This is a genomic window from Fusobacteria bacterium ZRK30 (assembly GCA_024628785.1).
Lineage (GTDB): Bacteria > Fusobacteriota > Fusobacteriia > Fusobacteriales > Fusobacteriaceae > Psychrilyobacter.
Map to the genome: position 1 here is coordinate 841,431 of CP102405.1, position 13,175 is coordinate 854,605.

General features: G+C 34.5%; 11 protein-coding genes. 10 read left to right on the plus strand and 1 reads right to left on the minus strand.

Annotated features, from left to right (window positions below):
• The first annotated feature begins 220 nt into the window (after positions 1–220).
• The 4 genes from NRK67_09200 to NRK67_09215 all read left to right on the plus strand — a co-directional run bounded on the left by NRK67_09200 (position 221) and on the right by NRK67_09215 (position 6,390).
• Entirely contained in the window at positions 221–2,296 is a 2,076-nt protein-coding gene (locus NRK67_09200) for a DNA topoisomerase (GenBank protein UUV19588.1), read from the plus strand.
• A 235-nt stretch (positions 2,297–2,531) separates the two neighbouring features.
• Positions 2,532–3,446 carry an LD-carboxypeptidase gene (locus NRK67_09205; protein ID UUV19589.1) on the plus strand — a complete coding sequence of 305 codons (915 nt, stop codon included), beginning with the start codon at positions 2,532–2,534 and terminating at the stop codon, positions 3,444–3,446.
• Positions 3,443–4,939 (plus strand): D-alanyl-D-alanine carboxypeptidase/D-alanyl-D-alanine-endopeptidase, encoded by a 1,497-nt coding sequence (gene dacB, locus NRK67_09210; GenBank protein ID UUV19590.1) that lies wholly within the window; start codon positions 3,443–3,445, stop codon positions 4,937–4,939. The genes NRK67_09205 and dacB overlap by 4 nt, the downstream gene beginning before the upstream one ends.
• Positions 4,940–5,226: 287 nt before the next feature.
• Positions 5,227–6,390, plus strand: a complete 1,164-nt coding sequence (locus NRK67_09215; protein UUV19591.1) for an amidohydrolase — start codon at positions 5,227–5,229, stop codon at positions 6,388–6,390.
• A gap of 56 nt (positions 6,391–6,446) precedes the next feature.
• On the opposite strand, the gene NRK67_09220 is transcribed toward NRK67_09215, so the two are convergent.
• On the minus strand, positions 6,447–6,986 hold the full coding sequence (locus tag NRK67_09220) for an XRE family transcriptional regulator (GenBank protein UUV19592.1): 540 nt from the start codon (positions 6,984–6,986) through the stop codon (positions 6,447–6,449).
• 256 nt (positions 6,987–7,242) lie between these two features.
• Between NRK67_09220 and NRK67_09225 the strand changes: the two genes are divergently transcribed.
• The 6 genes from NRK67_09225 to speD all read left to right on the plus strand — a co-directional run bounded on the left by NRK67_09225 (position 7,243) and on the right by speD (position 13,166).
• A complete protein-coding gene (locus NRK67_09225) occupies positions 7,243–8,346 on the plus strand; it encodes an ABC transporter ATP-binding protein (protein ID UUV19593.1) in 1,104 nt (367 codons plus the stop codon).
• Positions 8,347–9,183, plus strand: a complete 837-nt coding sequence (locus NRK67_09230) for an ABC transporter permease (protein UUV19594.1) — start codon at positions 8,347–8,349, stop codon at positions 9,181–9,183.
• A gap of 2 nt (positions 9,184–9,185) precedes the next feature.
• Complete coding sequence (locus NRK67_09235; GenBank protein UUV19595.1) at positions 9,186–9,959, plus strand: ABC transporter permease; 774 nt, start codon at positions 9,186–9,188, stop codon at positions 9,957–9,959.
• A gap of 16 nt (positions 9,960–9,975) precedes the next feature.
• On the plus strand, positions 9,976–10,995 hold the full coding sequence (locus tag NRK67_09240; GenBank protein UUV19596.1) for an extracellular solute-binding protein: 1,020 nt from the start codon (positions 9,976–9,978) through the stop codon (positions 10,993–10,995).
• 297 nt (positions 10,996–11,292) lie between these two features.
• A complete protein-coding gene (locus NRK67_09245; GenBank protein UUV19597.1) occupies positions 11,293–12,729 on the plus strand; it encodes an aminotransferase class I/II-fold pyridoxal phosphate-dependent enzyme in 1,437 nt (478 codons plus the stop codon).
• A gap of 2 nt (positions 12,730–12,731) precedes the next feature.
• Positions 12,732–13,166, plus strand: a complete 435-nt coding sequence (gene speD, locus NRK67_09250; GenBank protein UUV19598.1) for an adenosylmethionine decarboxylase — start codon at positions 12,732–12,734, stop codon at positions 13,164–13,166.
• The last annotated feature ends 9 nt before the right edge of the window (positions 13,167–13,175 follow it).

Here is a 13,175-nt window from a genome sequence, read left to right on the forward strand (position 1 = left end):
TTCTCCTATGAAACAAGAGTTGATAATTGAAAGTTTACAGATAGAAAATAACTACCTATTTATCATTAAATTATATCAATATTAAGAGGATAAGGTCAATTTTCTTTTTTTCTTGATTTAAACCTTCCAATACTCTAAAATTAAAAGAGAAAACCTTTGTTATGAAGAGTATTAAAGTAAAGAAAGAAAACCTTAGTTAGTAAAACAAAAGGAGTAAATGATGAAAAAATTAATTATAGCGGAAAAACCCAGTTTAGGGAGGAATATAGCCAGTGCATTAGGTCTGAAAAAAAGAGGAAACGGGTATATAGAAGGGGACAAATATATTGTTTCATGGGCATTCGGTCACCTGTTCGAACTATCCAATGTAGATGATTATTTTGGCAAGAAGATGAAGTGGAAGGAGGTAGAACTACCCTTTACACCGAAGAAGTTTAAATTTAAATTAAAGGAGAGCAAGGGGATTGCTGAACAATTTAAAGTTCTTAAAGATCTTATGGAGAGGGAAGATGTAGAAGGAATTATTAATTGCGGAGATGCAGACAGAGAGGGACAGATAATAATAGATAGGATTATAAAGGAATCCAAGATAAAAAAAGAGGTATACAGGTTATGGCTTCCGGAACAGACCAAGGAGACCATCATAGAGGAAGTTAAGAATATAAAACCTGACAGGGAGTATATAAAATTAGCGTTTGAGGGATATTCCAGAACTGTGATGGATTGGCTCTTTGGTATAAATTTAACCAGATATATCACACTGAAAAGTGGTCAATTGATGCCGGTAGGAAGGGTATTGATACCGGTATTAAAATTTATCTATGACAGGGATACAGCTATAGAGAAGTTCGTCAAGGAAAAATATATCCAGCTTGAGAGTGAATGTGAGAAGGACGAGGTTAAATTTAAACTGTCTAAAAGCACAAAATATCTCATAAAAGATGAGAAAAAAGCTGACTTAAAATGTGAAGAACTCAACTCCTGTGAGGGAAAAGTTTTATCCAAGGAAAATAAGGAGATTAAAAAACAGCCGGGGAAATTATTTTCATTGTCAAAATTACAATCCCAGCTTTCGAAAAAAAATAAGATAGATTTTAAGGGATCTTTGGAAATAATTCAGAAATTATATGAAAATGGATATATCACATATCCAAGGACAAATACAGAATACCTGGCTGTGAATGAAAAGGGAAAGGTTAAGCAGCTTCTAAAGGTGCTTTCAAAGGATCACAATGTAAAGTTTAAAGATTCTAAAAAGATATTTGATGATGATAAGGTGGAGAGTCATAGTGCGATAATTCCGACTATGAAATTTCCAAAGAACAATTTAAACGGACGGGAAAAAATAATCTATGAAACTATCTTGAATCGTTTTATCTCAAACTTTGTAGCTGAGGAAACTATTACAGCTAAGGTTGTAGTCACTATAGGTGTAGGAGATGAAAAATTTAAGCTTTCAGGAGAAAGTGTTGTACAGGCAGGATTTTACAAATACGAACCTGCGGTTTTTGAAAATAAACTACCTAATTTTATTGTAGGAGATACCTTTAAAGTTGAGTTTAAAAAAATACTTAAGGAAACTAAGCCCCCCAGAAAAGTCTCAGAAAGGGAACTGGCAGCCCATTTAAAAAATCCATTCAGAAAGGACAGTGATACCGAAGAGGATGAGTATAAGGCTATATTAAAAGGGATTGAGATAGGGACTGAGGCAACAAGAACAGGGATAATAGAAAATGCCAAAAAATATGAATATATATCCCAAAAAGGATCTAATTTTTCTTTGGAACCATTGGGAGGAAAAGTAGTTGAGACATTGGATAAATTAAATATAGATCTGTATAAAACAAAGACTGTAGAGTTTTCTAAACTCCTGAAAAAAGTATATAAGGGAAATAGCACTATCCAGGAAACTATCGATCTGGTTACAGAGGAACTCCAGAGAATTATAGGCCAGAATATAGAGATACCCAGGGTATACAATGATTCAGAAAGGGAGATAATCGCAGTCTGTCCCAGATGCGGAAAAAATATCTATGAGAACAGTAAGGGGTTTTCGTGTGTGGGGTATAGAGATGCCCCGCCGTGTAACTTTACCCTGTGGAAAGAGAGTAGATATAAGTCTATAGAGGTAAAGATTTCCAAAACCAGGGCTAAAAAATTAATAAAAGGGGAAACTATCTCTTTAAAGAAGATAAAAGGGAAAAATGAAAAGATATACTCAGCTGAATTTAAATTAGAAGATACGGGGAAATATGTGAACTTAAAGTTAGAAAAATATTTTCCTGTGGAAGAGTAAAAGAGCAACGTGACGTTGCATCCAATTTTGCAGGTGTAATTAAATAAAAAAAATCCCTCTATCTATACGATGGAGGGGGAATAACTATATAAAGTGAAAGAGCCAGTAAACCTTTTGAGAAAGTTTACTGGCTCAGCATTAGAAACACCATAATGTCGCTAACACATTTCAAAAGAATTATAACCTAATTTTGAAAAAATGTAAAGTTTTATTATTGTCGTAGGGGAGGCTGGAGATGTTAAAGGGGAAAAATTTAAAAAAGGGAGATACCATAGGGATAGTGGCTCCTGCTAACTCAGGTTCTAAAGAGAAGGTGCTCAGTTCAAAAAAAAAGTTAGAAAGCCTGGGATATAAGGTGAAATTAGGAAAACACATTTTTGATACCTGGCATTCATTTGCAGGAACAGATAAAAGCAGAGTATCAGATATAAATAATTTTTTTAAAGATCCAGAAGTAGATGCAGTCATGTGTCTTCGTGGGGGATATGGAAGTATAAGGATTGTGGAAGCACTGGATATTGATATGATAAAGAAAAACCCCAAGATATTTATAGGGTACAGCGATATTACAACACTTCACACTGCTCTGAATCAAAGAGCTGGTTTGGTTACATTCCATGGACCTATGGCAGTTTCTAATTTTTTTGATATAGAAAAATTTACGGTGGATTCATTTGTAGAAAGTATGGAAAATATCTGTGGCAGAGAGATAATAAATCCAACAGAATTAAAATCTATGGTAGGAGGGAAGGCTATTGGAATCGTAGCAGGGGGGAATTTAATTACCCTTATGGGGGACATGGGAACTCCCAATGAACTTGATTTTAAAGGTAAAATATTATTTGTAGAGGAGATCAGAGAACCTACGTATAAGGTAGATCGTGCTCTGACCCAGCTTTTAAATTCAGGAAAACTAGGCCAGTTAAATGGAATTATATTGGGAGATTTTAATAACTGTATTCCTGCATCGGAATATGACATGCCCCTTATGGATCTCTTAGAGGACAGGTTAAAGAAGCTGGGTATTCCTATAATTTATAATTTTAAATCGGGCCATTGTAAACCTATGGTAACACTTCCCCTAGGGATAGAGGTGGAGATAGATTGTGATAAGTTAACGATTAGAAGTTTAGAGGGAGCGGTCAGATGAAAAACATATTAAAAAAATTGATTGTATTGATAATTTTAGTGTCTATAATTTCGTGCAGGAGTGCCGAGACCCCAACTGTTTCAATAAGATCTAGGACAGAAGCAGTGGTAAGTGATTTTAGGAAACTGCCAAAAATAGAAAGTGCCAGCCTGGGGATAAAAGTTATGAACTTAGAAACCAATAAAACTTTATTTGAATTAAATTCTGACAAATCCCTGGTACCGGCTTCTAATATGAAATTATTGACTACAGGAGCAGCACTAGAAGTTTTAGGGGCAGATTATAGGTTTAAAACTACATTAGTCTATGACGGACAAATTGGGGAAGATGGAACTTTAAATGGAAATATCTATATTATTGGCGGGGGAGATCCTACTTTGGGGTCTAAATATCTGGCTGCAAAAAATCCTGAAAGGGTAACAGCAGAGGAAAAAAAGAAACAACTGGAATTTTTAAATATCTGGGTAGAAAAAGTAAAAACTATGGGGATAAAAAAAATTAATGGTCAGATAGTTGCTGATTGTTCTTATTATCCTGAAACAACCCTGTCTCAAACTTGGGAATGGGGGGATCTGAGGTATACCTTTGCTTCAAAGCCCAGCGGACTTACTTTTTTGGATAATAGTATCAGACTGACACTCCGAAAGGAAGATAAAAATATCAGGGCAAGTGTGTCTCCTTTATGGGTTAATACTGTGGTAACTAATAGAGTTGTAGGAGATGATAAAAGACCGTCTAAAATAACATTGGTAGTACCTCCCTACAGCAATGAAATAATTGCATTGGGAACCATGAATAGACCTATAATTTCATATAATACAGTGATGCAGGATCCGGCTTCTGCTTTAGGGGCAATATTTTCTGAAACTTTAGAACGGGATGGTATAGAAAATGATGGAAGCAGATTGAAGAATAGAGATGAAACAGTAGAAAATAAAAAAAATATTATTTATACCCAGTATTCTCCTAAATTAGAGGAGATCATAGGTTATATGAATAAGTACAGTGTAAATTTATTTGCAGAGCACCTAAAGATGGAGGTGGAGAAAAAGTTAAGGAGAAAAAATAAAGAGGTAAAGGGAAACAAGGCTGAAACGATGAAGGGATACTGGAGTAGACGTGTATCTGCAAGGGGGCTCTATATATACGATGGAAGCGGATTATCCCGTTACGATGGAGTGACTCCTGATACTGTAGTAGAGGTCTTGAAATATATGAATAAATCTAATGATTTTTTGAGTTTTTATAATTCTTTAGCTGAGCCTGGAAAGGGTGGAACCTTTAAAAAATTTAAAGAAAAGACGGTCTTAGTGGATAATCTCCATGGAAAAAGCGGAACTCTTACAGGAATAAAATCCTATGGGGGATATATTTATAATATTGATGGAGATCTCCTGGCCTTTTCTATAATAATAAATCATCACGGGATGAACGGCACTGGAATATCTAAAAAATTAGAGCAAGTAATGGAGAGTATCTATTATCTGAAATAAATGAATTTTAAATAACATGGATAAATTGAAGTGTTTAGATAATGAGCACGACGAAACTCGTAAGAGATATACTGAGTAGCAAGGTAACACTTTGAAAAAGGAATTAAATTCAAAAGAAAGGTTAGATTTTAGTCTGTGTCAAAAGAGAAAAGGTTATAACCAAGAAAAAAACGATTACTGAGCTCTCTAGGTTTTTCCTCTGTGAGCTTCGTGTAAAGGTTTTGGTTTTAATAATTAGATTAGGTCTGTGTGCTATGGGTTAGATATTTTTTAGGGGGGGATTTTTTATGGACAGCAATAAAATTTTAGAATTAGCTAAAAAGATATCTCCCTGGCTTTCTAAAGTCAGGGGAGACTTTCATATGTATCCGGAGCTGGGAATGCAGGAGTTTCGTACCCAGAGAAAAATTTGTGAATATTTAGATGAATTTGGGATATTGCATAAAAAGATGGCAAAAACAGGGGTAGCAGGAGAGATAAAGGGGAAAAATGCGTTTAAGACTATAGCTCTTCGAGCTGATATTGATGCTCTGCCTATTTTGGAAAAAAATGAAGTTTCTTACAAATCTAAAAACCATGGAGTTATGCATGCCTGCGGTCATGATGCACATACCACTATCCTTTTGGGGGTAGCTAAAATACTCAGTGAACAAAAAGATGAATTAGGAGTAAATGTAAGATTTATATTTCAGCCTGCAGAAGAAACTGTAGGAGGAGCAGAGCCTATGATTAAAGAGGGAGTTTTAGAAGGTGTAGATGCTATATTTGGATTACATGTGAGTTCTCTGATAGAAAAAGGAAGTGTGGAATACAGGTATAAGCAGATGAATGCTTCTTCAGACAGTATAGAGATAGAGGTTCAGGGAAGGTCTGCTCATGGGGCTTATCCTGGAGAGGGCGTAGACGCAATTGTCATAACAGCACAATTGATAACAGCTATGCAAGCCATAGTCAGCCGGATAGATGCCAGAGACAGTGCAGTGTTGACCATGGGGATGATTGAGGGAGGGAGTGCACCTAATATCATAGCAGATTCTGTAAAATTAATGGGAACGTTAAGGACTTTGGATCCTGAAGTAAGAAAATTAGTTAAAGAAAAATTAAAAGTTTTAGTGGATACCCTGCCTGTTTCCATGGGTGGAAAGGGAATACTAAAGATTGGGAAAGGGTATTCTTCCCTTATCAACGATGATAATATGGTAGAGTTGATCAAGAGAAATGCCACGGATATTTTAGGGATAGAGAGTGTCCTGGAAAAAGAAAAAGCTAATATGGGTGTGGAAGATTTTGGATATTATTTAGAAAAGATACCGGGAGTGTTTTTTTATCTGGGAGTAAAAAATGAAAAAAAAGGGATAACGGCATCAGCTCATAATGAGTGTTTTGATATAGATGAGGAAGCATTGCATCTAGGGGTTGCTATTCAGATTTTAAATGTCTTATCGGTATAATTTTTATGAAAAAACTAAAAAGGTATCAAAAGTATAATGCTTTTGATACCTTTTTTTTAAAATGCCGGCGGATTGGATACCCATAAAACTTTAACTATATTTTTTCCTGCATTGGAAATGTAGTGATTTTTTCTAGATTTATAGTAAAATGACTCCCCTTTACGGGCCTTGTATGTTTTTTCTCCTAAGTGAATCAATACGGTACCGCTCAGTACGTATCCAAACTCCTCTCCTTCGTGGGGGAGCTCCTCCTTATACCTTCCTCCCTCTTCTATGGTTATAAGAATAGGTTCCATTTGATTTTTCTGTGCATTGGGAACAATCCATTCGATCTTATATTTTAACTCTTCATCGATATTCTCAAAGACATCTTCCTTTTTAAAGACGATTTTTTCATCTTCATCCTCATTAAAAAAATCTCGAAGGTTGGTGCCCAATCCCTCTAATATGTCTATTAGGGTAGTGATAGATGGAGATGTAAGATCTCTTTCTACTTGGGATATAAAACCTTTGGATAGTTCACATCTCATAGCTAACTCATCTTGAGTGAGAAATTTTTCCTGTCTCAGTCTTTTAATTTTTTTGCCTATATCCATTTTTTACTCCCTTTTATTTATTTAAAATTATTTATTTGAAATTTAAAAACCTATTTAATATTATAGCTTGATATATGAAATAAATCAATTGACAAAGTATAGTTTTTTTTATAAAATATAACGCTAGATGTTTAGTAATACTATTTTTGTAAACGTATTATATAAAACATAAAATAGTAATAACTTAATATATTAAATTAAGTGTATTTTATCTGAAATTGATACTGTTAAAATTTATATAGCAAGGAGAGATTTTATGAAACAAGGAAATATAAAAATTGATTCTATATCTAAGTCTTTTGACGGAGTAGAAGTATTAAAAAATATTAGTTTTGAGATTAAAGGTGGAGAGTTTTTTTCTATTTTAGGAGGATCCGGATGTGGTAAAACTACTCTTCTTAGGATGATAGCAGGATTTATAGAAGCTGATGGAGGTGCAATCTATCTGGGGAAAGATAATATCACTCATCTGAGCCCGGACAAGAGAGATGTTAATACGATATTTCAGACCTATGCACTGTTTCCTCACCTTACAATTTATGAGAATATAGCATTCCCATTGCGGCTAAAAAAAATAAAGGAAGCAGAGGTAGATAGAGAGGTAAAAAAATATTTAGAGATGGTGAAACTCTCTGAACATGCAAATAAATATTCAACTCAACTTTCAGGGGGACAAAAGCAAAGGGTTGCTATAGCCCGTGCATTGATAAACAAACCGAAGGTTCTGCTTTTGGATGAACCCCTGTCTGCATTGGATGCAAAACTCAGACAGCATATGCTGATAGAGCTAGACAATATCCATGAGGAGGTAGGAATTACATTTGTATTTGTTACCCATGACCAGCAGGAAGCCCTCAGTGTATCCGATAGGATTGCAGTGATGAAGGATGGAGAGGTCCTCCAGATAGGAACTCCCAGCGAGATCTATGAGAGTCCGGCCAATGCATATATAGCTAACTTTATCGGTGAAACCAACTTTATAGAGGGTGAAGTCGTTGAGATAGAGGGTGAATTCGGATACCTGGAATCATCGGATTATGGAAGGATAAAATTTGAACTAGACAAGGAAGTTATGGTAGGGAACTCTGTACAATTAACCATCAGACCTGAAAAAGTAAAGATATCTAAATCAAAACCTAGATATTTAGATGACAACGACAATATATTAAAAGGAAAGATCGAGGAGGTTATCTACTCAGGATTTCAGAGTAAGTTCTTTGTAACTGTAGGAGATAAGCTGTTCAGTGCATTTAAACAGCATGTGGATTTCTTTGAGGAAGATGCAGAAACTATCCATTGGAAAGATGAGGTCTATGTTATTTGGGATTCAGCTGACAGCTTCCTCTTAGAGGTGATGTAGATGAAAAATCAGAGAAGCGGTTTGGTTTATTCAACTCCGATCACCCTTTGGCTGACCTTATTGTTTGTAGCTCCTACATTAATAGTAGTAATTTACAGCTTTTTAAAAAAAGGGATTTATGGAGGAGTGGAATGGATATTTTCCGTAGATGGATACAATTTTTTCAGCAGTTCATACTTTTTAAAAGTAGTCTGGAATACGGTGGAGATATCTGTGATTGCAACTGTAATTACAGTCTTAATAGCTATACCAACAGCTCTTTATATAGCCACATCTAAGTATAAAAACTTTTTATTGTTTCTAATAATAATTCCATTTTGGACAAATTTTTTGATAAGGATCTATTCCTGGATAGCTCTCCTTGGAAATAATGGTCTGTTAAATAATCTTTTGATAAAACTGGGGTTTGAACCCCATCAATTTATCTATAATAAGTTTGCAGTAATATTGGTAAGTGTCTATGCGTATCTGCCATATGCTATTTTACCTCTGTATTCTGCCATAGAAAAATTTGATTTTGCAATAATTGATGCAGCAAGAGATTTAGGGGCGAGCAAGATGAAAGCTTATATTAAAACGTTTTTACCCAACATAAAACCGGGAGTTATAACCGCTACATTATTTACATTCATACCGGCCTTGGGATCTTATGCTATTCCAAAATTAGTCGGGGGAAATGATTCTCAAATGCTGGGAAATATCATAGCCAGAGAACTTACAATTACTCGAAACTGGCCTAAAGCTGCAGCTATTTCAACAATTTTAACAATAATAACGGTTGTTTTTATTGTTATTTTATCAAAATATGACAAGGATCATAAGGGAGGGAAGGTATAGAGATGAATAAAAAGAATTTTTCATTGAATATGTTTATATTAACTTTAATATTTTTATACCTTCCCCTGGTAGTTCTTATTGTTCAATCTTTTAATTCTGGTAAGGGAGTAGCCTGGGATGGGTTTTCTCTTAAGTGGTATGATGAATTATTCAATCACTCTGCCAGATTATGGAAATCGTTTAGGTACAGTATTTTAATTGCGTTAACTTCATCTGTTATATCTACAGCAATAGGGACTTTAGGAGCAATCTCATTGCAGTGGTATAGTTTTAAACATAAAAAATATCTTCGGGTAATATCCTATCTGCCCTTAGTTCTGCCGGATATAATAATGGGTGTATCATTATTAATTTTATTTACCAGTATAAAGTTTAAATTGGGACTAATGACTATATTTTTAGCCCATACAACATTTAATATCCCCTTTGTATTGTTTATTGTGTTGTCGAGGTTACATGATTTTGATTATTCTATAGTAGAAGCGGCATATGATCTTGGGGCTACTGAAAAGCAAGCTCTTACCAAGGTAATATTACCTAACCTTATGCCAGGGATAATATCCGGACTTTTAATGTCTATTACCCTGTCATTGGATGACTTTGTAATAACGTTTTTTGTAGCAGGACCGGGTTCTTCTACCCTGCCGCTGCATATCTACTCAATGATTAAGTTTGGGGTTTCACCAATTATAAATGCACTTTCAGTGATATTGATTGCAGGAACAATAGCACTGGCTATGTCAACGAAAAAGATACAAAAATATATGGTAAGTTAAAAAAAGGAGGGAAAAGATGAAAAAGAGTATTGTTTTTATTTTAATGTTACTAGCCTTGATAGGTTGTGGGAAAGAGGAGCAGAGAAACGAGTTATATCTATTTAACTGGTCGGATTATATTCCAGATGAAGTGATTACTGATTTTGAAAATGAAACAGGGATAAAGGTTATAACTGATTATTATTCTTCCAACGAAGAGATGTATGCAAAGATAAAGGCTGGAGGAGATGGTTATGATATAACTGTTCCATCTACTGACTATGCTGAAATCATGATGAAACAAGGGATGTTGGAAAAGATAGAAAAATCTAAAATTTCAAACCTGAAGGAACTGAATGAAGATATCGGATCTAAGATTAGTTTTGACCAAAATCACGACTATATCATCCCATATTCTGTAGGAGCAACTGGAATAGCTGTAAACACAAAATATGTAAAAGATTTTGAAAGGTCGTTTGATATATATAACAGGGAAGATCTAAAGGGAAAGATGACTCTTTTAGATGATATGAGAGAGGTTATGTCTAGTGCACTAATCATTGCAGGACATTCACCAGAATCTTCTGATCCACAAGACTTAGCGGATGCTCAAAAGATCATCTTAGGATGGAAGGAAAATATCTTAAAATTTGACAGTGAGAGTTTTGGAAAAGGATTTACAAATGGTGAGTATTTAGTGGTACATGGTTACTATGAAAATATAGTGGCTCATATGACTGATGAACAGGCTGAAAATATGGTGTTTTTCCTACCGGAAAAGGGAGCTCAGATGTATATAGACAGTATGGTTATACTAAAGGGAGCTAAAAATATTGAAAATGCCTACAAATTTATAGATTATATCTATAGACCGGAAGTATATGTAAAGATTGTAGATTATTTAGAAACTCCTTCTATAAATATAGGAGCAAATAAACTCAGAGAAACTAAACCTGTCTATGATGTAGAGGATCTAAAAGATGCTTACCTTATGAAAGATTTAGGAGAGGCATTGACACCTCAAAGTGAAGTTTGGAATGAAATTTTAACTCAATAAATAAAATAAAGAAGATCGTAGATAAAGAGAGTTATCTACGATCTTCTTTTATTTGCAAAAGAAAAAATAGATTGACAAAGTTTTATTTTTTTTATACAATTAAATGAAAAAAGTTTAGTAATACTGTTTTTTAAAACGCGCTATATAAAACATAATAAGTTAAAAAAATAAGGTTTCTAAATTCTAATTTATGGGAAAAATAAATAACAAAATATTGCTCTTTCAAAATTTTGAAGGGACAATATTTTTTTTAGAAAAAAGGTTTAGTATTGGTAAACTTTGAATATAGGAGGGATCATGCAAAAAAAGACACCACTCTTCGACGCATTAAAAAACTATCATAAAACAGAGATAGTATCTTTTGATGTTCCGGGACATAAAAAAAGGTTTCAAAATGAATTTTCAGATTATATAGGTCATAAAATAATAGAATTAGACACCAATTCCATGAAGGAACTGGATATACTAAATAACCCAACCGGGGTAATAAGGGAAGCACATCAATTAATGGCTCATGCTTATAATGCAGATGAAGCTTTTTTTCTGGTCAATGGAACAACTTCCGGAATACAGACAATGGTTATGAGTGCCTGCAATCCCGGGGATAAAATAATCCTTCCTAGAAATGTTCATAAAAGTGCTATCAATGCACTTATTCTAAGTGGAGCTACTCCAGTCTATATAGACCCTGAAGTAGATGAAACTCTGGGAATAAGTTTAGGTGTATGTATAGAAAAAATAAAAGAAGCTGTAATAAAAGATCCGGATATTAAGGCGGTATTTATAATTAATCCGACATATTACGGAGCTGTATCTGATTTGAAAGAGATTATAAAATTCTGCCATAAAAAAGAAATAGTAGTATTGGTAGATGAGGCTCATGGGGCACACTTTCCATTTCACGATAATTTTCCTAAAAATGCCATGGCTTTAGGAGCGGACATGTCTGCAATAAGTATCCATAAAACAGGTGGATCTCTGACTCAAAGTTCGGTACTTCTCTTAAAAGGGGGACTCATAGATCAACAGAGGGTAAAGAAGATGCTGAATTTGACCCAGACTACAAGTGCTTCCTATCTTTTGATGACCAGCTTAGATGTAGCAAGAAAAACTTTGGTTACAGAAGGAAAGGGGATCTTTACCAATCTTTTAGATATGATATCTAAATTTAGAGAGGAACTAAATTTCATTCCAGGGATAAGATGTTTTAAATCGATATTATCGGATAAACTCTATGATTTTGATGAGACTAAGATAGGTATCAATCTCCATGGTCTTGGACTTACCGGATTTGAAGGTTATGACATCCTGAGGGAAAAATATAATATCCAGATGGAGTTAGCTGATACTCATAATATACTTGGGATAGCCAGTATAGGAGATCTTTGGGAAGACTATCAAAAACTCATAGATGCCCTGAAAGAGATGGCAAAAGATCATAAAGGAAATAATAAAACAATAGATTTTAATGAACTTGAAAGTCCGGAATTGGTAGTATCTCCAAGGGATGCTTTCTATTCGGAAACTGAAAGTATTTCATTAGAAAAAGCAATAGGCAAAGTAAGTGGAGAGTCCATTATGGTATACCCTCCAGGGATTCCACTGCTGATCCAAGGGGAACGAATTACAAAGGATTTGATAGACCATATATATTTTTTAAAGGAACAAAAGGCTGTTATAACTGGGATGAACGATAAAACATTGAACAATATAAGTATTTTAAAAGGAGAATAGAAATGACGTTAGAAACTTTAGGTAGACATATTTTGATAGAATTTTATAACTGTAATGAAGAGATACTGGCGAGCCCGGAACTTATTGAAAAACATATGAATAAGGCGGCTGAGATAGCCAATGCGACTATAGTAAATTCGGTATTTCATCATTTTAACCCTTATGGAGTATCTGGAGCCGTTATCATCTCTGAATCTCACTTGGCTATTCATACTTGGCCGGAATATGGGTATGCAGCAGTAGATGTATTTACATGTGGAGACAAGATAAATCCATGGACAGCTTTTGATTTTTTAGAGAATGTATTTGAAGCAGATAGAAGTGAATCTATGGAGATCCCTAGAGGTATGGTGGAAAAGATCAGAAAATTCCACCCTGAACAACTGGGAAAGGTAACATTTAAACCGGAAGATAATCAAGAATCAGTTAATTATTAATTAAAATCA